Annotated in this window: 20 protein-coding genes and 1 pseudogene; 12 read left to right on the top strand and 9 right to left on the bottom strand. The window is 63.2% G+C overall.

Annotated features, from left to right (window positions below; genetic code table 11):
• Nucleotides 1-158 precede the first annotated feature (158 nt).
• From recA to FJV83_RS06380, 5 genes and pseudogenes are all read left to right on the top strand, one after another.
• Complete coding sequence (gene recA / locus FJV83_RS06365) at nucleotides 159-1,256, top strand: recombinase RecA (protein WP_010909075.1); 1,098 nt, start codon at nucleotides 159-161, stop codon at nucleotides 1,254-1,256.
• 259 nt (nucleotides 1,257-1,515) lie between these two features.
• Nucleotides 1,516-4,182, top strand: coding sequence for an alanine--tRNA ligase (gene alaS / locus FJV83_RS06370; RefSeq protein ID WP_142884720.1), 2,667 nt, complete (start codon nucleotides 1,516-1,518; stop codon nucleotides 4,180-4,182).
• A 10-nt stretch (nucleotides 4,183-4,192) separates the two neighbouring features.
• Nucleotides 4,193-4,369 (top strand): annotated as a pseudogene (locus FJV83_RS36870) (NAD-dependent epimerase/dehydratase family protein); the annotation flags it as partial.
• Nucleotides 4,370-4,406: 37 nt separating this feature from the next.
• The gene (locus tag FJV83_RS06375; protein ID WP_246691809.1) at nucleotides 4,407-5,489 is read left to right on the top strand and encodes an SDR family oxidoreductase; all 1,083 of its coding nucleotides are present in this window, start codon (nucleotides 4,407-4,409) and stop codon (nucleotides 5,487-5,489) included.
• Nucleotides 5,486-5,965 carry a DUF2269 domain-containing protein gene (locus FJV83_RS06380; protein ID WP_142884719.1) on the top strand — a complete coding sequence of 160 codons (480 nt, stop codon included), beginning with the start codon at nucleotides 5,486-5,488 and terminating at the stop codon, nucleotides 5,963-5,965. The genes FJV83_RS06375 and FJV83_RS06380 overlap by 4 nt, the downstream gene beginning before the upstream one ends.
• 14 nt (nucleotides 5,966-5,979) lie before the next feature.
• On the opposite strand, the gene FJV83_RS06385 is transcribed toward FJV83_RS06380, so the two are convergent.
• The 3 genes from FJV83_RS06385 to FJV83_RS06395 form a co-directional block, all read right to left on the bottom strand.
• Nucleotides 5,980-6,606, bottom strand: a complete 627-nt coding sequence (locus FJV83_RS06385; RefSeq protein ID WP_095770368.1) for a glutathione S-transferase family protein — start codon at nucleotides 6,604-6,606, stop codon at nucleotides 5,980-5,982.
• Nucleotides 6,607-6,683: 77 nt separating this feature from the next.
• The gene (locus tag FJV83_RS06390; RefSeq protein ID WP_095770367.1) at nucleotides 6,684-7,895 is read right to left on the bottom strand and encodes an NADP-dependent isocitrate dehydrogenase; all 1,212 of its coding nucleotides are present in this window, start codon (nucleotides 7,893-7,895) and stop codon (nucleotides 6,684-6,686) included.
• Nucleotides 7,896-8,207: 312 nt separating this feature from the next.
• A complete protein-coding gene (locus tag FJV83_RS06395) occupies nucleotides 8,208-9,185 on the bottom strand; it encodes a right-handed parallel beta-helix repeat-containing protein (RefSeq protein ID WP_142876101.1) in 978 nt (325 codons plus the stop codon).
• A gap of 549 nt (nucleotides 9,186-9,734) precedes the next feature.
• Between FJV83_RS06395 and FJV83_RS06400 the strand changes: the two genes are divergently transcribed.
• Both FJV83_RS06400 and murI read left to right on the top strand, forming a co-directional pair.
• Complete coding sequence (locus FJV83_RS06400) at nucleotides 9,735-10,646, top strand: RNA methyltransferase (protein ID WP_142884718.1); 912 nt, start codon at nucleotides 9,735-9,737, stop codon at nucleotides 10,644-10,646.
• Complete coding sequence (gene murI / locus FJV83_RS06405; protein WP_095770364.1) at nucleotides 10,639-11,427, top strand: glutamate racemase; 789 nt, start codon at nucleotides 10,639-10,641, stop codon at nucleotides 11,425-11,427. Before FJV83_RS06400 ends, murI begins: the two co-directional genes overlap by 8 nt.
• A 24-nt stretch (nucleotides 11,428-11,451) precedes the next feature.
• On the opposite strand, the gene FJV83_RS06410 is transcribed toward murI, so the two are convergent.
• Nucleotides 11,452-12,834 (bottom strand): RNB domain-containing ribonuclease, encoded by a 1,383-nt coding sequence (locus FJV83_RS06410; protein WP_142884717.1) that lies wholly within the window; start codon nucleotides 12,832-12,834, stop codon nucleotides 11,452-11,454.
• Between the two features lie 160 nt (nucleotides 12,835-12,994).
• Here FJV83_RS06410 and FJV83_RS06415 point away from each other — a divergent pair, with 160 nt between their 5' ends.
• On the top strand, nucleotides 12,995-13,183 hold the full coding sequence (locus FJV83_RS06415) for a DUF3008 family protein (protein WP_142884716.1): 189 nt from the start codon (nucleotides 12,995-12,997) through the stop codon (nucleotides 13,181-13,183).
• Nucleotides 13,184-13,278: 95 nt separating this feature from the next.
• Here FJV83_RS06415 and FJV83_RS06420 read toward each other — a convergent pair whose 3' ends face one another.
• Nucleotides 13,279-13,476, bottom strand: a complete 198-nt coding sequence (locus tag FJV83_RS06420) for a hypothetical protein (protein WP_027042433.1) — start codon at nucleotides 13,474-13,476, stop codon at nucleotides 13,279-13,281.
• 371 nt (nucleotides 13,477-13,847) lie between these two features.
• Here FJV83_RS06420 and rpsD point away from each other — a divergent pair, with 371 nt between their 5' ends.
• The 4 genes from rpsD to FJV83_RS36875 all read left to right on the top strand — a co-directional run bounded on the left by rpsD (nucleotide 13,848) and on the right by FJV83_RS36875 (nucleotide 16,785).
• Complete coding sequence (gene rpsD, locus FJV83_RS06425; protein ID WP_142884715.1) at nucleotides 13,848-14,465, top strand: 30S ribosomal protein S4; 618 nt, start codon at nucleotides 13,848-13,850, stop codon at nucleotides 14,463-14,465.
• 133 nt (nucleotides 14,466-14,598) lie between these two features.
• A complete protein-coding gene (gene ttcA, locus FJV83_RS06430; protein ID WP_095770881.1) occupies nucleotides 14,599-15,486 on the top strand; it encodes a tRNA 2-thiocytidine(32) synthetase TtcA in 888 nt (295 codons plus the stop codon).
• Nucleotides 15,476-16,303, top strand: a complete 828-nt coding sequence (locus tag FJV83_RS06435; RefSeq protein WP_142884714.1) for an inositol monophosphatase family protein — start codon at nucleotides 15,476-15,478, stop codon at nucleotides 16,301-16,303. Before ttcA ends, FJV83_RS06435 begins: the two co-directional genes overlap by 11 nt.
• A 248-nt stretch (nucleotides 16,304-16,551) precedes the next feature.
• A complete protein-coding gene (locus FJV83_RS36875) occupies nucleotides 16,552-16,785 on the top strand; it encodes a hypothetical protein (RefSeq protein WP_246691810.1) in 234 nt (77 codons plus the stop codon).
• A 10-nt stretch (nucleotides 16,786-16,795) separates the two neighbouring features.
• Here FJV83_RS36875 and FJV83_RS06445 read toward each other — a convergent pair whose 3' ends face one another.
• The 4 genes from FJV83_RS06445 to FJV83_RS06460 all read right to left on the bottom strand — a co-directional run bounded on the left by FJV83_RS06445 (nucleotide 16,796) and on the right by FJV83_RS06460 (nucleotide 19,586).
• Nucleotides 16,796-18,064 carry a multidrug effflux MFS transporter gene (locus tag FJV83_RS06445; protein WP_142884712.1) on the bottom strand — a complete coding sequence of 423 codons (1,269 nt, stop codon included), beginning with the start codon at nucleotides 18,062-18,064 and terminating at the stop codon, nucleotides 16,796-16,798.
• 143 nt (nucleotides 18,065-18,207) lie between these two features.
• Entirely contained in the window at nucleotides 18,208-18,543 is a 336-nt protein-coding gene (gene grxD, locus FJV83_RS06450) for a Grx4 family monothiol glutaredoxin (RefSeq protein WP_010909091.1), read from the bottom strand.
• A 153-nt stretch (nucleotides 18,544-18,696) separates the two neighbouring features.
• Nucleotides 18,697-18,930, bottom strand: coding sequence for a BolA family transcriptional regulator (locus tag FJV83_RS06455; RefSeq protein WP_010909092.1), 234 nt, complete (start codon nucleotides 18,928-18,930; stop codon nucleotides 18,697-18,699).
• A 122-nt stretch (nucleotides 18,931-19,052) separates the two neighbouring features.
• Entirely contained in the window at nucleotides 19,053-19,586 is a 534-nt protein-coding gene (locus FJV83_RS06460; RefSeq protein WP_142884711.1) for a hypothetical protein, read from the bottom strand.
• Nucleotides 19,587-19,606 lie beyond the last annotated feature (20 nt).

Below are 19,606 nucleotides of genomic sequence, written 5' to 3' on the forward strand. Positions count from 1 at the left end.
ATTCCTGTTCGATCTCTTGGTACGGAAAAAGAACAAATCCGGATATGACTGGCTTTTCAGATATTTGATCCCTCTTGCCAAACGAGAACAAAAAAGGTACAAAATGGCAGGGATTACGGATTGTCCGGCCTTCATTGACGACCAAGGGGTGATGTATCATGGCTCAGAATTCTTTGCGGCTTGTAGAGGATAAGGCAGTGGACAAATCAAAGGCTCTGGATGCGGCGCTGTCGCAAATCGAGCGGGCTTTCGGCAAGGGCTCGATCATGCGGCTCGGCGCGAACGAGCAGGTCGTCGAGATCGAAACGGTGCCGACCGGCTCGCTCGGCCTCGATATCGCGCTCGGCGTTGGTGGCCTGCCGCGCGGCCGCATCATCGAGATCTACGGGCCGGAAAGCTCGGGCAAGACGACGCTGGCGCTGCACACGGTGGCCGAAGCCCAGAAGAAGGGCGGCATCTGCGCCTTCGTCGACGCCGAACACGCGCTCGACCCGGTCTATGCCCGCAAGCTCGGCGTCGATCTTGAGAACCTGCTGATCTCGCAGCCCGACACAGGCGAGCAGGCGCTGGAGATCTGCGACACGCTGGTGCGCTCCGGCGCCATCGACGTGCTGGTGGTCGATTCGGTCGCGGCACTGACGCCGCGCGCCGAAATCGAGGGCGAGATGGGCGATTCGCTGCCCGGCCTGCAGGCCCGCCTGATGAGCCAGGCGCTGCGCAAGCTGACCGCCTCGATCTCGCGCTCCAACACCATGGTCATCTTCATCAACCAGATCCGCATGAAGATCGGCGTCATGTTCGGTTCGCCCGAAACCACGACCGGCGGCAACGCGCTGAAATTCTATGCGTCGGTGCGCCTCGACATCCGCCGCATCGGCTCGGTCAAGGATCGCGACGAGGTCGTCGGCAACCAGACCCGCGTCAAGGTGGTCAAGAACAAGCTGGCGCCGCCCTTCAAGGTGGTCGAGTTCGACATCATGTATGGCGAGGGCGTGTCCAAGACCGGCGAGCTGGTTGATCTCGGCGTCAAGGCCGGCGTGGTCGAGAAGTCCGGCGCCTGGTTCTCGTACAATTCGCAACGTCTCGGCCAGGGCCGCGAAAATGCAAAACTGTTCCTGCGCGACAATCCCGATACCGCACGCGAGATCGAACTGGCGCTGAGGCAGAATGCCGGGCTTATCGCCGAAAAGTTCCTCGAAAATGGTGGCTCTGAAGGCGGCGACGACGGTTTTGAGGACGAAGCCGGCGCGATGTAGGGCAACGGACAGAGTTCGGCCATAAAGTCGACCTATGATCCGATGCTTAAGTAACCGAGTTCTTTAGTATCGCGTCCAAAACCGCCGGCCTTCGCGCCGGCGGTTTTCGTTTTTGGGACCAATAGACTCCCGGGATTGGCCCAGTTCCGTGTTTCTGGACAGGCTGGAGCGTGGCCGCTAAAAGGCCAAGTCTATTTCTGGAAAGCAGACACCAGTTTCCGCCGGCCGCGCCGGCGGTTTTCGCGAAAAGGCAGCAGTCATGAGTGGCGTGAACGAGATCCGGTCGACATTTCTCGACTATTTCCGCAAGGAGGGCCACGAGGTCGTGGCCTCGAGCCCGCTCGTGCCGCGCAACGATCCGACATTGATGTTCACCAATGCCGGCATGGTGCAGTTCAAGAACGTCTTCACCGGTCTGGAGAAGCGGTCCTATTCGCGCGCCACCACCGCCCAGAAGAGCGTTCGCGCAGGCGGCAAGCACAACGACCTCGACAATGTCGGCTACACCGCGCGCCACCTGACTTTCTTCGAGATGCTCGGCAATTTCTCCTTCGGCGATTACTTCAAGGAGCGCGCCATCGAGCTTGCCTGGAACCTGATCACCAAGGAGTTCGGGTTGAAGAAGGACAAGCTGCTGGTCACCGTCTACCACACGGACGACGAGGCGGCCGGCTTCTGGAAGAAGATCGCCGGTTTCTCGGACGATCGCATCATCCGCATCCCGACCTCGGACAATTTCTGGGCGATGGGCGACACGGGTCCGTGCGGGCCGTGCTCGGAAATCTTCATCGATCGTGGCGAGCACATCTGGGGTGGCCCTCCCGGCAGCCCCGAAGAGGATGGCGACCGCTTCCTCGAATTCTGGAACCTGGTGTTCATGCAGTATGAACAGGTGACGAAGGAGGAGCGCATCGACCTGCCGCGCCCGTCCATCGACACCGGCATGGGCCTGGAGCGCATGGCCTCCATCCTGCAAGGGGTGGAAAGCGTCTTCGAGACCGACCTGTTCCGTCACCTGATCGATGCGGCGTCCTCCGCGCTTGGCCGCGCTCCCGATACGGAAACGGTGGCCTCCTACCGCGTCATTGCCGACCATTTGCGGTCGTCCTCCTTCCTGGTCGCCGACGGTGTCTTGCCGTCGAACGAAGGCCGCGGCTACGTGTTGCGCCGCATCATGCGCCGCGCCATGCGCCACGCGCAGCTGCTCGGCGCGAACGAACCGCTGATGTGGAAGCTGGTGCCGGCGCTGGTGCGCGAAATGGGCCAAGCCTATCCCGAACTGCCGCGCGGCGAACAGCTGATCACCGAGACGCTGAAGCTCGAGGAGACGCGCTTCCGCAAGACGCTGGTGCGCGGCCTCGGCCTGCTCTCCGAGGCGACGGAAACGCTGCATGCCGGCGACATGCTGGATGGCGAGACGGCGTTCAAGCTCTACGACACTTACGGCTTCCCGCTCGACCTGACGCAGGACGCGTTACGCCAGCGCAACATCTCGGTCGATCTGGCCGGCTTCACCAATGCGATGGAGCAGCAGAAGGCCGAGGCGCGCAAGCATTGGACCGGGTCCGGCGAGGCCGCCACCGAGACGGTTTGGTTCTCCGTGCGCGAACAGACCGGCGCCACCGAATTCCTCGGTTACGAGACCGAGCAGGCGGAAGGCCTCATCCAGGCGCTGGTCAAGGACGGCAAGACCGTCGACAGCGCCGGCAAGGGTGATGCCGTTGCGGTCGTCGTCAACCAGACGCCGTTCTATGGCGAGTCCGGCGGCCAGATGGGCGACACCGGCGTCATCTCGGGCGAAGGTTTCTCGATCGCGATATCCGACACGCAGAAGAAGGCCGACGGCCTGTTCGTGCATCTGGGCAAGGTGGCGAGCGGCACGGTCAAGACCGGCGCTGCCGTCGAGCTCAAGGTCGATCACGCACGCCGCACCAGGCTGCGCGCCAACCACTCCGCCACGCATCTGATCCATGAAGCGTTGCGCGAGGTGCTGGGCACCCATGTCGCGCAGAAGGGCTCGCTGGTCGCGCCGGAGCGCCTGCGTTTCGACATCTCGCACAACAAGCCGATCTCGGCCGAGGAGCTTGAAGAGGTCGAGCGCATGGCCAATGAAATCGTCGTGCAGAACAGCCCGGTGACCACGCGCCTGATGTCGGTCGACGACGCCATCGCCGAGGGCGCCATGGCGCTGTTCGGCGAAAAATACGGCGACGAGGTGCGCGTCGTGTCGATGGGCACGGGCCTGCATGGCGCCAAGGCCAACCGGCCCTATTCGGTCGAACTCTGCGGCGGCACCCATGTCAGGGCGACCGGCGATATCGGCCTGGTCCGGGTGGTCTCCGACAGCGCGGTCGCCGCTGGCGTGCGTCGCATCGAAGCGCTGACCGGCGAGGCGGCCAGAAAACATCTCGACGAGCAGGACAGGCGTCTGAAGGCGGCGGCAGCCGTGCTGAAAATCTCGCCCGCCGACGTGCCGGCGCGCGTCGAGACCTTGCTCGAAGAGCGCAAGAAGCTCGAGAAGGAACTGACCGAAGCGCGCAAGAAACTGGCACTCGGCGGCGGTGCCGCGGCGGGTGCGCCCTCGGAGAACGAGACGGTTGCCGGCGTCGGCTTCCTCGGCAAGGCGGTCTCCGGTGTCTCGCCGAAGGATCTGAAGCCGCTGGCCGATGCCGGCAAGACTTCGCTCGGCTCCGGCGTCGTCGTCTTCGTCGGTGCCGGCGAGGACAACAAGGCAAGCGTCGTCGTCGCCGTCACCGACGACCTCGTCGGCCGCTTCAGCGCCGTCGACCTGGTGCGCGTCGCCTCCGCCGCCTTGGGTGGGCAGGGCGGTGGCGGGCGGCCCGACATGGCCCAGGCCGGCGGCCCGGATGCCTCGAAGGCCAATGATGCGATCGCGGCTGTGAAGGCGGCGCTCGAAGCCGCCTGAAAGCCATGGCATGAATGTTCTCGTCCTCGGTGGCTATGGTTTGATCGGGGACGCAGTCATCAGCCGTTTGCTTCGCGACGGTCATCACGTGACCGGCCTCGGTCGCGATGTTCAGGATGCCGGGCGACGCCGGCCGGCGGTGCGCTGGATCGCGGCGGACATGTCGAAACTCCTTGCCGCTGAAGACTGGCTGCCGGTGGTTGCGGGCATGGACGCGGTGGTCAATGCGGCGGGCCGCCTTGCAGGACGGCCCCCGCGACCGCCTCGACGCCGTTCACCGGGGCTCGGTGGTGGCACTCGTTGCGGCCTGCGAACAGGCCGGTGTGCACCGCTTTGCGCAGATCTCCGCGATCGGTGCCGATCTCGCCTCGGCAAATCCTTTCTTCAGCACCAAGGCGCAAGGCGACAAGGCCGTCGCAAGCTCCTCGCTGGAGTGGACCATCCTGCGGCCGGGCCTTGTGATCGCGCCCGCTGCCTATGGCGGGACGGCACTTTTGCGCGCCCTTGCGGCATTCCCCGGTTTTGTTCCGGCCGTCATGCCGCTCCAGCCGATCCAGACCGTGGCGGTCACCGACGTTGCCGAAGCGGTGGCGCGCGCGGTCGCCGGATCGCTGCCGCCCCGACTCGCCGTCGATCTCGTCGAAGCCAATGCCAGACCGCTCGCCGAGGTCCTCTCCACCTTGCGTGCGTGGCTTGGTCTGCCGCCTGCGAGAGTGGTGCCGATGCCAGCCATTCTCGGCCGGCTCGCGGGCGCGGTTGCAGATGTGCTTGGAACTCTTGGTTGGCGGTCCCCGCTGCGCAGCGCAGCCCTTGCTGCCGTGGCGGGCGGTGTCACGGGCGACGCAGCGGCCTGGAACCGAATTTCCGGCCGTCCGCTTCAGCCGCTGGAAGCAACGCTGGCCGACATGCCGGCCAATGTCCAGGAACGATGGTTCGCCCGCCTCTGGCTGGCAAAGCCTGTCATCTTCGCTTGCCTGTCCCTATTCTGGCTTGTTTCGGGTGTCATCGGCCTGATCCGGCAAGAGGCGGCGGCGGATATCCTTGTTTCGCACGGCGTGTCGGCGAGCCTGGCCCAGATCGCGGTTCTGGCCGGAAGTACGGCAGACATCCTGGTTGGCGCGGCTGTCGTGGTCCGATCCCTGGCCCGGCGCGCGCTGCTGGCGATGATTGCCATCACACTGTCCTATTTGGCGGGGGCGTCGCTTCTTGTCCCAGGTCTATGGCTTGATCCACTGGGGCCGCTGGTCAAGACGATCCCCGCGCTTTGCCTGATGCTGGTGGCGCTCGCGGTGCTCGACGAGCGATGAGCCTCTGGGCCGACATATTGCGCTGGGCGCATGTCATCGGCGCCACGGTTCTGTTCGGCACCGGCGCCGGCATTGCCTTCTTCATGCTGATGGCGCAGCGCAGCGGCCGCGCCGATCTCGTCGCCCATGTCGCGGGCACGGTCGTCATCGCCGACACCATTTTTACGGCGACCGCCGTCATCGTGCAGCCGGTCACGGGCGTGTTGCTGGCGCAGGCTGCGGGCTGGCCGCTCTCCGAAGGCTGGATCGTGCTGTCCTTGCTGCTTTATGTCGTGACCGGCCTGTTCTGGCTGCCGGTGGTCTGGATTCAGATCAGGATCCGTAATCTGGCGCGGCAGGCGGCCATCGAAAACGCGCCGCTGCCCGCCGAAGAGAAACGCCTCTTTCGCATCTGGTTTGCTTGCGGTTTTCCAGCCTTTGGCGCGGTGCTTGCGATCCTCTGGCTGATGGTGACCCGGCCCGAGATAAGGTTTTAGCGCCGCCTCGGGTTTCAATCAGCCTTTTCGGTCATGGCAAAGGCTTCTGTGGCCGCGATCCGGTCCCACCATGCCAGAATCTCGGGAAACTCGGCCAGAAGCTTTTGCCCGTCGGCAACCTTGAGGAAATAGGCGATGATCGGCGCCGCATGCAGGTCGGCCAGTGTCACCCGATTGCCGAGCAACCATGGCCCGGGAGCCTTGAGTGATGTGAGCACCCTGAGGACCGTTTCCGCCTGCCGCAGCCCGCCGGCGATCAGCGTCTCATCCGGCTCCGCCTTCTCCAGGCGCTCGACGGCAATGTCCCAGACCATGGCGCGGTAGCCATAGGCGTCGAGCATGCCTGTCATCTGGCCCATCCTGGCGCGGCCGCGCGCATCGGCGGGCTGCAGCGCCGGGCCGTCGAAGGCCTCGTCGACATAGCGGGTGATCGCATTCGTCTCGAAAAGGCGAAAACCGTCATGCTCCAAGGCCGGGATGCGGCCGAACGGGTGATGTATCAGATACCAGGCCGGGATGCCCTCGGCGGCGAAGATGTCGAGCGGTACCAGTTCGTAGTCGACGCCTTTCTCCTCCAGCGCCATCCGCGCGATGCGCACATAGACACTGTAGTCCGCGCCATAGAGGATCGGCCTGGTCATGCTGTCAGATCCTCGCTTTCGCTGGCCCAAAAAGCGAAGGCTCCTTTCGGAGCCTTCGCTTTTGTAAAACTGGGCTCTTAAGCCATCGCCTTCTGCAAGTTCTCGTCGATCTTGTCGAGGAAGCCGGTGGTCGAGAGCCAGGGCTGGTCGGGTCCGATCAGCAGCGACAGGTCCTTGGTCATGAAGCCGGACTCGACAGTCTGGATGCAGATCTTTTCCAGCGTCTCGGCAAAGCGCTTCAGTTCAGCATTGTCGTCGAGCTTGGCGCGGTGCGCGAGGCCACGCGTCCAGGCGAAGATCGAGGCGATCGAATTGGTCGAGGTTTCCTCGCCCTTCTGGTGCTGGCGGTAGTGGCGGGTGACGGTGCCGTGCGCGGCTTCGGCTTCCACCGTCTTGCCGTCGGGCGTCATCAGCACCGAGGTCATCAGGCCGAGCGAGCCAAAGCCCTGCGCCACCGTGTCGGACTGTACGTCGCCGTCGTAGTTCTTGCAGGCCCAGACATAGCCGCCCGACCATTTCAGGCTGGAGGCCACCATGTCGTCGATCAGGCGGTGCTCGTACCACAGCTTCTTCGACTTGAACTCGGCCTCGAATTCAGCCTCGTAGACTTCCTGGAAAATGTCCTTGAAGCGGCCGTCATAGGCTTTCAGGATGGTGTTCTTGGTCGACAGGTAGACCGGATAGTTGCGCAGCAGGCCGTAGTTCAGCGAGGCGCGGGCGAACTCGCGGATCGACTCGTCGAGATTGTACATGGCCATGGCGACGCCGGCGCCGGGAGCGTCGAACACGTCATGCTCGATCACCTTTCCGTCCTCACCGACGAACTTGATCGTCAGCTTGCCCTTGCCGGGGAAGCGGAAATCAGTGGCGCGGTACTGGTCGCCGAAGGCGTGGCGGCCGACGATGATCGGCTTGGTCCAGCCGGGTACCAGGCGCGGCACGTTCTTCATGATGATCGGCTCGCGGAAGATGGTGCCGCCGAGGATGTTGCGGATGGTGCCGTTGGGCGACTTCCACATCTTCTTCAGCTTGAACTCCTCGACGCGCTGTTCGTCGGGGGTGATCGTCGCGCATTTCACGCCGACGCCGTATTTCTTGATGGCGTTGGCCGAATCGATGGTCACCTGGTCGTTGGTGGCGTCGCGGTGCTCGATGCCGAGGTCGTAATATTCGAGCTTGAGGTCGAGATAAGGGTGGATCAGCTTGTCCTTGATGAACTGCCAGATGATGCGGGTCATCTCGTCGCCGTCGAGTTCGACGACCGGGTTCGCCACCTTGATCTTCGCCATGGAAAGAATGCCTCGTTCAACAGTTGGGGGATGGCGGGTCGGCCCCGCCAGGATAGGGACTTCGCCTATAGCAAAGCGATCCGGGCGGCGCAAACCGGGGCAATGCGGAAGCAGGCTGCTGCCGGCGCAAGTCCAGGAAAAGCGTGAAGCGGGTTTTCGTTCGAAATTGCCATAAAACAAGGGGACAGGCGGCGTTTCCGCGAAACGGTGAATCGATCCAGCAATCGTGAACAAAAATCGATGCCGCACTGCCCATCGAGAGGCAGGCGGCATCGCCTTTGTTTCATGCTGCCGCATGCAGGCGGCAGGCGCTTATTGCAGCGGCGTGCCGCCAGGGCCGGGGAAGGCCGCGATTGGCGTGCCGTCGGCCACGTTGCCGGAGATCATGTTGTTCTTGAACGACTGGACGGCGCCGCTGCTGGTGTTGCTGACCCCGGTGACATTGCCGAACACCGTCGAGGCGCCGAGAAAGGCGATGGCGCTGCCGGCGCCGCTGGCGGCGGCGCCGTTGGCATTCACGCCGACGCCGGCATTGGAACTGATCGTGGTGTTGACGATCGTCGCGCGTACCGACGATGCCGCAGCGACGGACTTGACCGCCACCCCGTTGCCGCTGTTGCCGCTGACCAGGCTGTCGGTCAGCGCCACGTTCATGGCAGAGGTGTTGCCGGTGCCGTCGACAAGAATGCCATTGGCGCTGTTGGTCAGTTCCACCCTGGACAGGATGGCATTGATGCCGATGGCGCCAGTCGTTTTGATAAGAACGGCGCCACCGGCTGCCTCGGCTATCCGTGTATTGATTATGTAGAGTTCGCTGGCGCCGTTGGGAAGAAATTCGACGCCATTGCTGGTCACCCGCTCGATGTTGCAGTCCTCGATATGCAGTTGACCTTGGCCGATCATCCGCACGCCGTCGAGTCCAGTGCCCACGCCGTCTATGTCGAGGCCGCGAAGATGCACGACGGAGCCGACGGGGGTGTTTATGATGATGCCATTCACGAGCGCCGAAAGCACACCGCCTTCAGTCGTTCTGCAGTCGATTGTGATGGATTTGGTGATGGTGACCGCGCCAAATCCGCCCGGGTCCAGACAGTTGATCTCGCCGGCCGTCGCCGTCTTCGAGATGGCGCCGGCAAACGTCTTGCAAGGTGCCGTTCGGCTGCACGGATCGGCGTCGTTGCCGACGCCGGAAACCCAGGTCCGTGTCGCTTGCGCGGAAGCCGGAGCAATCACGAAGACCGATGCCAGAAGCAACACAGCGATTGAAAGGAAAAACCGTAAGACGTTCATTTGCCCCCTCCTGAAGTTTGGCCAACACCCGTGTCGGCTATTGAAAACCCGTGTGGAAACGCTTGGGGCACAGATAAGTGACAGGAGCGTGCAAGACACGCTCCGTCTTCAAATGAATTTACCGATACAGCTTGGCCCCAAGCGGTTTTGATATTGCAATTTTCTAAGATTATGTCACAGCGGCGGCCGCATCGCCGTATTTAACTATACATATAGCTAATAGGTTATTTCTGTAACCGGAAGATGTCGCCGATAAAAAAGTAAGGCAGAGCCATCAAGCAGTATAGGGTTGGATAGCTTGTCGTTGCCAGAGCGGCCGCGATGCCCACATCTCAACCATCCCTTGAGAAGATGGAGCACGTGGCTCGTTTGCTTGTACGGGCGTGTGACCATTTGCTCCAGCCCGCCGGTGGAGCGAATTTGGATTTTTCGCGCCAACACAGGGGGTGCGGGACAAGGCTATTTGTCGCCAGGTCACCGACAACTCTTCAAAAAGCCGTATCGATATGGCAGGACGCGGTGACCTCGTAGCGCAATCATCTGGAACACATGACCGCAACAGACTTTCAGCGTGGCCCTGGCGGTCCGGCGATCATCCTCGTCGAGCCGCAGCTCGGCGAGAACATCGGCATGGTCGCGCGCGCCATGGCCAATTTCGGGCTGTCGGAACTGCGCCTGGTCAATCCGCGTGACGGCTGGCCGAGCGAGAAGGCGCGCGCCGCCGCCAGCCGCGCCGACCATGTCATCGACGCCGTGACGGTGTTCGACGATCTGGCCTCGGCCCTTGCCGATCTGAACTTCGTCTTCGCCACCACCGCCAGGCAGCGCGACGGTTTCAAGGCCGTGCGCGGCCCCGTGGAGGCGGGCAGGGTGCTGCGCGCCCGTCATGGCATGGGGCAGCGCACCGGCATCCTGTTCGGCCGCGAGCGCTTCGGTCTCTACAATGACGAGGTCGGGCTCGCCGACGAGATCGTCACCTTTCCCGTCGATCCCGATTTCTCCTCGCTCAACATCGCGCAGGCGGCGCTGCTGATGTCCTATGAGTGGATGAAGTCGGGCCTCGAGGATGAGAACAAGACCAATTTCACCGGGCCGGAGATGAAGCCGGCCAGCAAGGAAGAACTGCATGGCCTTTTCGCCTATCTCGAAGGCGCATTGGAAGCGCGCGGCTATTTCCGGCCGGCGCCGAAGAAGCCCAAGATGGTGGACAATCTGCGCGCCGTGCTGACGCGCGCCCGTTTCGCCGAGCCGGAGCTGAAGGTGCTGCGCGGCATCATCTCCTCGCTGGACAGGTTTTCGCCGGCAATGCCGCGCGGCGACGGCTCGCCGGGCGATGATCCAAGGCGGCTTCCGGCCGCCGCGCGCGCCGGCAAGGCAGAGGCCGGTCGCCAGGCGCACAAGCCAGTGGGTGACGATGAGGACGCGCCGCCGCTGGGCGGCAAGGGAACCGACAATGACTGACCAGCCGATCCTGATGTTCGATTCCGGCGTCGGCGGGCTGACCGTGCTGCGCGAGGCGCGTGTGCTGATGCCGGACCGGCGCTTCGTCTATGTCGCGGACGATGCGGCCTTTCCGTTCGGCGCCTGGGAAGAACCGGCACTGCGCACCCACATACTCGAACTCTTCGCCAAATTGCTCGACCGGTTTGCGCCTGCGATTTCCGTCATCGCCTGCAACACCGCCTCGACGCTGGTGATCGATGCGCTGCGCGAGAGATTTCCCGGCCATCCCTTCGTCGGCACCGTGCCAGCGGTCAAGCCGGCGGCGGAGCGCACCCGCTCCGGGCTGGTCTCCGTGCTGGCGACGCCGGGCACGGTGAAGCGGCAATACACGCGCGACCTGATCAGTAAATGGGCGCAGAAATGCCATGTCCGCCTGGTTGGCAGCGACAGGCTGGCGGGCCTTGCCGAAGTCTATATGCGCGAGGGTTTCGTCGACGAGGAAGCCGTGCGCGCCGAGATCGCGCCCTGTTTCATGGAAAATGAGGGGCTCAGGACCGACATCGTCGTGCTGGCTTGCACCCACTACCCGTTCCTGGTCAACCGCATGCGCAAGACCGCGCCCTGGCCGGTCGACTGGATCGACCCGGCCGAAGCGATCGCGAGGCGTGCTCTTTCGCTCTTGCCGCCCGTCGACGGGGCGCTGCCGCAAGGCGAGCCCGATATCGCGGTCTTTACGTCAGGCAAGGCGGATTTCGCCGTCGGCCGGCTGATGCAGGGCTTTGGACTGTCCGTGCGCTGATTGATGTCGCCCAACGCCAGTCGCTCAAACAGGTTCGAAGACGATGCTGCGTTGATCCGGATCGGCCGAGCCCAGCTTTAGCGTCACACCGTCGCCCTGCCTGAGACCGGAGGCCTTTACGGTGGCAACGACAGGCATGTCGGCAAGCTGGACGCGCACACCATGGTCGACGAAGTCGGTGACGACGGCTTTGAACGTTTCCCCTTCGCGTCCCCTCAGCATCACCGCCTCGGCAAGGTCGATGGCTGCGTGGCTGATCTGCGAAGCGCGGGCATCCGCACGTCCCATCACCTTCGGCAGTCCGGCGAACGCATCGCTGACGGCCTGCGGCACGGGCTGGCCGTTGGCGATTGCCAGCGCGCAGCGCACGACATAGCGATCGGCCAGTCGCCTGAGCGGCGCGGTTCCATGGGCATAGGTCGCAGCCATCGCCTCATGCCAGGGAACGACACCTTCCTGGTAGGGCTGGTAGGACGCGCCGTTGCCTGCGCGGCGGATTTCCAGCATCAACGCCGCCTGTTTCGGATCAGCCGGATCGAGCGAGCGCTGGTAGTCGCGCAGGCTGGTTGAGGCCGGCCAGGACAGACCGAGCGCCTGTGCCGCGGTGCGCAATCTCTGCACCTTGGAGGCGTCTGGCCCAGACATCACCCGAAACAGTCCGGTCTTGTGCGCCAGCATGGCGTCGGCGATCGCCATGTTGGCGGCCAGTGAAAGCGCGGCGTTGTCCTGCTCGGATTGCAGCAGCGGTCTGAACGAAAGCCGGAAGCTGCCATCGGCAAGCCTTTCCACCTCCTGCTCGGGCGGGTCGACGCGGGAAGCGCCGCGCCGCTCTTCGTTTGCCGCCATGCGCCACGCCATTTCGGCGAAGTCGGCCGGAACGTCGGAGGCCTTCACGCTGTCATAGGCGAGCTTCGCGCGGCTCTGGATGATTGCCCGCTCCGCGCCGTCCAACTTTACCGCGCCATCCTCAGCGACCCGGACGGTGAAGACGACAGCTGGACGCGGTCCATCCGGCAACAGGCTCGCCGCAGCCTCGGCAAGTGCCGGCGGATAGAGCCCGGCCTTGCCGTCGGGCAGGTACAGCGTCTCGCCGCGCGTCCAGGCTTCGCGATCCAGCGCGTCGCCGTCCTCGACGAACCATGCAACGTCGGCGATGGCATAATGCAAGAGAAGATCGCCACCGCTTGCCTCGATCGAGAACGCCTGGTCAAGATCAGTGGAGGCCGCCGGATCGAGCGTGACGAAGGGCATGTCAGTTCGATCGGCATGCTGGTTCGGCACACGTCTGGCCGCCGCCTCCGCTGCGGCCATCACGTCAGCCGGAAATCCATCCGGCACGTGGAACTCGGTGCGGATTTTCGCCAGGCCGGTGGAGAGCGCTTGTGAGGGGTCTGTCAGGGACTTCATTCAGCCGTCCTACACCAGGGCTTCGGACACGGGAAGGCTGCCGACGAATTCGCCAAAGCTGGCTGCCTGACCGGCGGCGATCGGACGAGAAACTGGGCCTACCGGCACTGGAACCGCCGCCGAAGAGCGGCGTTTCCCTGACAGCAAAGGAGAAACCGCCATGCCAGCCACCTCGAAAGCCCAGCAGAAAGCCGCCGGCGCCGCGCTCTCCGCCAAACGCGGCGAGACGAACAAGAGCGAGCTCAAAGGCGCTTCCAAAGGAATGTACGAATCCATGAGCGAAAAGCAGCTCGAGGAATTCGCCGAGACCAAGCGCAAAGGGCTGCCGGAAAAGAAGTCGAAAGACTGAGTGTCGTTCGCGAAACGCCGGCCCAAGCAAACAAGGCCCGCAGCGGAACCGCGGGCCTTGTTTGTAAAGCAAAGTCTGTAGGCGGATGTTTTGCCTTACCAGCGATGGCAGCGTCGTATCCGCTCGACGATCACCCTGCGGTGGCCGTGCCGCCACACCACTCTCTTCTTCACGATGATGCGGCAGACCTGTTTATGGCCGTGCCAATGGCGCGCCATGGCTGGTTCCGGCGCCACCGCCATCGATCCGGCCAACACCGCGGCACCGGCCAAGGTAAGGAAGAACTTCTTCATGCTGATTGGACTCCTCTAGCTCCAGATCTCTTCCCGGTGCCGTTGGCGCAAACCTCCCGCCACATCCGGCATCGCTCAACGCTGGGACGCTATAGGGTTGCGTTGCGCCGCGCCACTCACAAGCTTGACACCGGTTAAATCTCGGTTTAACCAGCCGCCAACGCCGGGCAGCGATGTCCGGTTTTTGTTTTGTATGCGCAGGACCGGTTGCCTTGGTTTCTGGTTTTGTTTGAACTGACGTGTCCCGTGGGTTTTCCGCCGCGTTGCGTGGGAAAACCCTGTCAGGTCTCGAAAACGGAGGCCAGAGGAGGGCGCGTTTCCTTCACCCGGACCATGAGGTTGCGGGTGTGTTGTTTTGAAAAGGGAATGCGATGAGCAAGCGCGAATCCGCGAAATACAAGATCGACCGCCGTCTCGGCGAAAATATCTGGGGCCGCCCGAAGTCCCCGGTCAACAAGCGTGAATACGGCCCCGGCCAGCACGGCCAGCGCCGCAAGGGCAAGCTTTCCGATTTCGGCCTGCAGCTGCGCGCCAAGCAGAAGCTGAAGGGTCACTATGGCGACGTTTCGGAAAAGCAGTTCCGCAAGGTCTATGAAGAGGCCGACCGCCGCAAGGGCGACACTTCGGAGAACCTGATCGGCCTGCTCGAATCGCGTCTCGACGCAGTCGTCTACCGCGCCAAGTTCGTGCCGACCATTTTCGCCGCCCGTCAGTTCGTCAACCACGGCCACGTCAACGTCAACGGCAAGCGCGTCAACATCGGCTCGTACCGCTGCAAGCCGGGCGACATCATCGAAGTGCGCGAAAAGTCGAAGCAGCTGGTCATCGTCCTGGAATCGGTCGGCCTCGCCGAGCGCGACGTGCCGGACTACATCGAAGCCGACCACAACAAGATGGTCGCGACCTTCTCGCGCATCCCTGGCCTGGCGGACGTTCCGTTCGCCGTGCAGATGGAGCCGAACCTGGTCGTCGAATTCTATTCGCGCTAAGCGAACGCCTTTTAGCGATACCGAAAGGCCGCCCTCGAGGCGGCCTTTTTGTTTGGCGCATCGGCTTTGCCGTTTCGATTTTGCGGCCGATGCGCTAATCCGGACGGACATCACATCCTGGGGCCGCCGCGCCATGAATATGCTGCCAGACATCGAGACGCTTGAGCCGGCCGCCGAAGGCGGCTCCCATCCGCTGTTCGCCGATGTGCCGTCCTCGGTCGAGTTCAACAAATTGCGCAAGCGGCTGCTGCGGCTGACCCGCCAGGCGATCGAGGATTTCTCGATGGTGGAGCCGGGACAGCGCTGGCTGGTCGCGCTGTCGGGCGGCAAGGATTCCTACGGCCTGCTTGCCTTGCTGCTCGACCTCAAATGGCGCGGGCTGCTGCCGGTCGAGTTGCTGGCCTGCAATCTCGATCAGGGCCAGCCGAATTTCCCCAAGCACATCCTGCCCGACTATCTCAACGCCAACGGCATTGCCCACCGCATCGAGTATCAGGACACCTATTCGGTGGTCACCGACAAGCTGCCGCAAGGCAGCACCTATTGCTCGCTCTGCTCGCGGCTGCGGCGCGGCCATCTCTACCGCATCGCGCGCGAGGAGGGATGCTCGGCGCTGGTGCTCGGCCATCATCGCGAGGACATTCTCGAAACCTTTTTCATGAACTTGTTCCATGGCGGCCGTCTCGCCGCCATGCCGCCAAAGCTGCTCAACGACGAAGGCGACGTCATGGTGCTGCGGCCGCTGAGCTATTGCGCCGAGATCGACCTCGAAAAATTCGCCGCGGCGATGCGGTTCCCGATCATTCCTTGCGACCTCTGCGGCAGCCAGGAAGGTCTCCAGCGCAACGCCATGAAGGCGATGCTGGAAGACATCGAAAGGCGCATGCCCGGCCGCAAGGACACCATGATCCGCGCGCTGTCCAACACCCGGCCGTCGCATCTGCTCGACAGGAAGCTGTTCGATTTCGCCGCCCTGAACCAGACCCTCATCACAGGACAAGACGCATCCGATGACATTTGACGACAACGCGATCGACTGGCTGGCCAGCCTGCTGGCCGAGGCCGCCGACACCGAAATCATGCCCCGCTTTCGCCGGCTGGGCGATGGCGACATCAGGCAGAAGACCTCGGCCGCCGATCTGGTGACGGAAGCCGACGTCAACGCCGAGCGGCTGATCACCGCCAGGCTGCGCCAGCATTATCCCTCGGCCATGATTGTCGGCGAGGAAGCCTGTTCCGACGACCCGGCACTGCTCGATGGCCTGGGCGACGCCGATCTGGCTTTCGTCATCGACCCGGTCGACGGCACCTTCAATTTCGCCTCCGGCGTGCCGCTGTTCGGCGTCATGCTCGGCGTCGTGGTCAAGGGCGAGACGGTCGCCGGCATCATCCATGATCCGGTCGGCAAGGACTGGCTGATCGGTGCAAAGGGTGCCGGCAGCCATATCCGCCATGCGCATGGTACACTGGAGACAGTGAGGGTTGCGGCTAGCGCGCCGATCTCCGGGATGACCGGCGCGGTTTCCTGGCAGTATATGGCCGAGCCCGACCGCACGCGGCTGGCCTGCAACCAGACCAAAACGCTGTCGCAGTTCAACTACCGCTGCGCCGCCCACGAATATCGCTTGCTGGCGAGCGGCCATGGCCATTTCGTCGTCTACAATAAGTTGATGCCCTGGGACCATCTGGCCGGCGTGCTGATCCATGCGGAGGCCGGCGGCCATGCCGCGCGCTTCGACGGCACGGCCTATCTGCCGTCGCATGTTGGCGGCGGCTTGCTGGTCGCTCCTGATCGCGAAAGCTGGCAGGAGTTGCGCCGCGAACTGTGGGCTGGATAGGATCAATTCCTGGCACGCGCTTGACTGTCTGTTTTGTGCGGCCGAAGAATTCGCGCTTTCGCGGGGTTCTCTCAATGAAATCGCGGTGCGCAATTCTTGCGGCGGCTCTTGCTGCCATCCTGTTTGCAAACGCCAACGCGGCAATCGCGCAAGAGCGCCCCTGCCACAGCTCCGAACCTGTCGACACCCTCAAGGAGATGTCGGAGGCTATCTATGCCTGCTGGAGGCCGCCAGCGGGGACCGCGGGCATGTCGCTGACGCTGCAGTTCTCGCTGCGCCGCAACGGCACGCTGATCGGCAGGCCTCGCGCCACCTATTCGGATCTCGGCGCCGATCCGCAGCTCAGCCGGGCCTTCGTGGCATCCATCCTCAAGGCCCTCGACGACGCGCTGCCTTTGCCTTTTTCGGACAGTATGGGCGGAGCAATCGCCGGGCGCATGCTTGCGCCCCGCTTCACGGCGGCGGTTGAAGGTGCCTCCTGACGCACCTCGTCTAATGCAGGTCGGTAATATGCCCTGAAATGGGTGGGTTATGCGGCTGGAACATCTTGCCGCGCTCGGCGATGAGGATCATCAGCAGCGCCGCGACCGAGACGCTGCAGAAGCCGGCGGCAAGCGGCGTCACCGTGCCGTTGAAAGCCTGGCCGATCAGCGTGCCGAGAATGCCGCCGAGAAACGTCTGCATGAAGCCAAGGATGGACGACGCCGTGCCGGCCAGCTGGCCGAGCGGCTCCATCGCCAATGCGTTGAAATTGGCGCCAAGCGCACCGAAGGGAAGCATGGCGCTGGCAAAGAAGGTGATGAACAGCCAGAGCGGCATCTTGATTTCCAGCGAAACGACCAGCCAGGCCAGGCTGATGACCAGAAACAAAAGCAGCGCGCTCTGCGACAGCCGGCGCATGCCGATGCGGCCGACAAGCCGCGAATTCAGAAAATTGGAAAAAGCCAGCACGCCGGCGACCCCGGCGAAGATGACGGGGAACATCTCGCCGACGTTGAAGATGTCGACATAGATCTGCTGCGCCGAGGCGATGAAGCCGAACATGGCGGCGAAGATGAAGGTGCTGGCAAAGGCGTAGCAGAGCGCGATGCGGTTGGTGAGCACGATGCCGAATCCGCCGAGGACCGAGGAAACCGTCAATTGCCGGCGATATTCGGGGCGCAGCGTTTCAGGCAGGCGCAGCAGCGACCACGCCGACACGACAAGCGCGCCGACGGCCATGGTGACGAAGATATAGTGCCAGGTGGCGAACAGCATGATGAACTGGCCGATGCCCGGCGCAATGACCGGTATCGCCATGAACACCATGAAGATCAGCGACATCACCTCCGCCATGCGCCGGCCTTCGAACGTATCGCGCACGATCGAGACCGCGATGACGCGCGTGGCCGCCGCGCCGATGCCTTGCACGGCGCGGCATATCAGCAGCGTTTCAAAGCTTGGCGCGATGGCGGCGGCGGCGGCAGCCGCCACATAGATGATCAGCCCGGCGACGAGCGGCGAGCGGCGGCCGAAACGGTCCGAGATCGGCCCGAAGAACAGCTGGCCGCCACCAAAACCCAGAATGTAGGCGGTGATCACATATTGCCGGTGGTTTTCATTCTCGACGCCGAGCGAGGCGCCGATCTGCTGCAGCGCCGGCAGCATGATGTCGATGGCCAGGGAATTCAGCGCCATCAGCGCCGCGCACAGCGCAATGAACTCCCAGCGCGGAATAGGCAGTTTGCTTGCCGATTGCGGCGCTGTCGATTGCTGATCCACGGCAGGTCCGATCTCTCAAACGAAAACGCGCCGGCGGGCCGGCGCATTGGCTCGTCTTGGTCCCGATATCGGGACATAATAATTGCCGAGGTGGAGCTGCCCCGGTGTTCAGTGCAGTCATTACGACATGCCCAAAACCGAAATCAGGCGGCGCCTTTGACGCTGACGCCCTTTTCGACCAGGAAGGTCTGCAACTCGCCGGCCTGGAACATCTCGCGGACAATATCGCAGCCGCCGACGAATTCGCCCTTGACGTAAAGCTGCGGGATCGTCGGCCAGTTGGAATAGTCCTTGATGCCTTGGCGCAATTCAGCCGAATCCAGGACATTCACGCCTTTGTAGTCGGCGCCGATATAGTCGAGGATCTGGACGACCTGGCCGGAAAAACCGCACTGCGGAAAACCGGGCGTGCCCTTCATGAAAAGGACGACGTCGTTGCCCTTCACTTCATTGTCGATGTAGTCGTTGATGCCGCTCATGGAATATCCTTTCACGCCTGTGGGAGTCAGGCTCGAAACATGTCTCTCAAATAAACCCATAGGTTGCCCGAAACAAGACATTAGCCGCGCCATGGCCGAAATGGCGCAAAGGATGGGCGGGTTTGGGCCAAGCGGGTGTTGGCCGGAACGGCCTCAGTCGGGAACGCTGGTCTGCAGCGCAAGGGCGTGCAGCACGCCGCCCATATTGCCCTTCAGCGCGTCATAGACCATCTGGTGCTGCTGGACGCGACTTTTTCCCCGGAAGCTCTCGGCGACGACTTCAGCCGCATAGTGGTCGCCGTCGCCGGCGAGGTCGCGGATCGTCACCTTGGCGTCCGGGATGCCGTCCTTGATCAGTTTTTCGATGTCGTGGGCGTCCATTGCCATGGCACAATTCCTGTTTCGGGCGAGCGGCAGCATGGCCGCCCGTGCGATGAGAGTCGGGGTAAACCTAAAGCCTTTCCGGCCGCGATTGAAGCCGTTCCGTCCAGCACCAGCGTGATTGTCGCCTAGGACGCATTCCTGTCCGGATCGACGGCATCGGCCGCTGGGTCGTCTTCGCGCATCGAGAAGGCGCGGCCAAGGCTGAAAACCAGACCATAGAGAGGGATGTTGACCGCCAGGTTGGCGATCGGCAGGTAGCTGGTCATCCGCCAGGCGGGCGAGAAGAACGGTTGGCCATAGCCGTCGCAGACAAGCGAAGAGCCATACTCCCACAAGGCCCCCAGGACGGCCGCGACGGCGAAAAGCTTGATGCAGGTGACGACCAGCCTTGCCCGCGCCGGCTCCGGCAGAAGCCGGTTCCAGAGCACCAGGCAGACAATCGGAACCGTATAGATGAGGTCCTGCAGCACCAGCATCGGCAGCCCGCCATTGGCCGCGTCAAGGAACTCGGCACGCGTATCCAGCCTCGGGCAAACCTCGCTCGAGGTCGTCGACAGCAGGAAAAAGACGAACGGCCCGAGGAACCAGAAGAAGAACAGCGACGGCCAGAAGACGACTGCGAGCAGCGCCCGGGCAGCCAGTTTCCTGTGATTGAACATGAATCTTTTCCGAAAACCGG

Source organism: Mesorhizobium sp. WSM4307 (assembly GCF_007003945.1).
Taxonomy (GTDB): Bacteria; Pseudomonadota; Alphaproteobacteria; order Rhizobiales; family Rhizobiaceae; genus Mesorhizobium.

What these genes read in the sequence shown, in the direction of transcription:
- FJV83_RS06400 (WP_142884718.1), top strand. Translation starts at nt 9,735, where the DNA reads ATGACCGCAACAGACTTTCAGCGTGGCCCTGGCGGTCCGGCGATCATC.
- murI (WP_095770364.1), top strand. Translation starts at nt 10,639, where the DNA reads ATGACTGACCAGCCGATCCTGATGTTCGATTCCGGCGTCGGCGGGCTG.
- FJV83_RS06390 (WP_095770367.1), bottom strand. Translation starts at nt 7,895, where the DNA reads ATGGCGAAGATCAAGGTGGCGAACCCGGTCGTCGAACTCGACGGCGAC.
- FJV83_RS06385 (WP_095770368.1), bottom strand. Translation starts at nt 6,606, where the DNA reads ATGACCAGGCCGATCCTCTATGGCGCGGACTACAGTGTCTATGTGCGC.
- FJV83_RS06455 (WP_010909092.1), bottom strand. Translation starts at nt 18,930, where the DNA reads ATGGCAATGGACGCCCACGACATCGAAAAACTGATCAAGGACGGCATC.
- grxD (WP_010909091.1), bottom strand. Translation starts at nt 18,543, where the DNA reads ATGAGCGGCATCAACGACTACATCGACAATGAAGTGAAGGGCAACGAC.
- alaS (WP_142884720.1), top strand. Translation starts at nt 1,516, where the DNA reads ATGAGTGGCGTGAACGAGATCCGGTCGACATTTCTCGACTATTTCCGC.
- FJV83_RS06395 (WP_142876101.1), bottom strand. Translation starts at nt 9,185, where the DNA reads ATGAACGTCTTACGGTTTTTCCTTTCAATCGCTGTGTTGCTTCTGGCA.
- FJV83_RS06420 (WP_027042433.1), bottom strand. Translation starts at nt 13,476, where the DNA reads ATGAAGAAGTTCTTCCTTACCTTGGCCGGTGCCGCGGTGTTGGCCGGA.
- rpsD (WP_142884715.1), top strand. Translation starts at nt 13,848, where the DNA reads ATGAGCAAGCGCGAATCCGCGAAATACAAGATCGACCGCCGTCTCGGC.
- recA (WP_010909075.1), top strand. Translation starts at nt 159, where the DNA reads ATGGCTCAGAATTCTTTGCGGCTTGTAGAGGATAAGGCAGTGGACAAA.
- FJV83_RS06375 (WP_246691809.1), top strand. Translation starts at nt 4,407, where the DNA reads ATGCGGCGGGCCGCCTTGCAGGACGGCCCCCGCGACCGCCTCGACGCC.
- FJV83_RS06415 (WP_142884716.1), top strand. Translation starts at nt 12,995, where the DNA reads ATGCCAGCCACCTCGAAAGCCCAGCAGAAAGCCGCCGGCGCCGCGCTC.
- FJV83_RS06410 (WP_142884717.1), bottom strand. Translation starts at nt 12,834, where the DNA reads ATGAAGTCCCTGACAGACCCCTCACAAGCGCTCTCCACCGGCCTGGCG.
- ttcA (WP_095770881.1), top strand. Translation starts at nt 14,599, where the DNA reads ATGAATATGCTGCCAGACATCGAGACGCTTGAGCCGGCCGCCGAAGGC.
- FJV83_RS06435 (WP_142884714.1), top strand. Translation starts at nt 15,476, where the DNA reads ATGACATTTGACGACAACGCGATCGACTGGCTGGCCAGCCTGCTGGCC.
- FJV83_RS36875 (WP_246691810.1), top strand. Translation starts at nt 16,552, where the DNA reads ATGTCGCTGACGCTGCAGTTCTCGCTGCGCCGCAACGGCACGCTGATC.
- FJV83_RS06380 (WP_142884719.1), top strand. Translation starts at nt 5,486, where the DNA reads ATGAGCCTCTGGGCCGACATATTGCGCTGGGCGCATGTCATCGGCGCC.
- FJV83_RS06460 (WP_142884711.1), bottom strand. Translation starts at nt 19,586, where the DNA reads ATGTTCAATCACAGGAAACTGGCTGCCCGGGCGCTGCTCGCAGTCGTC.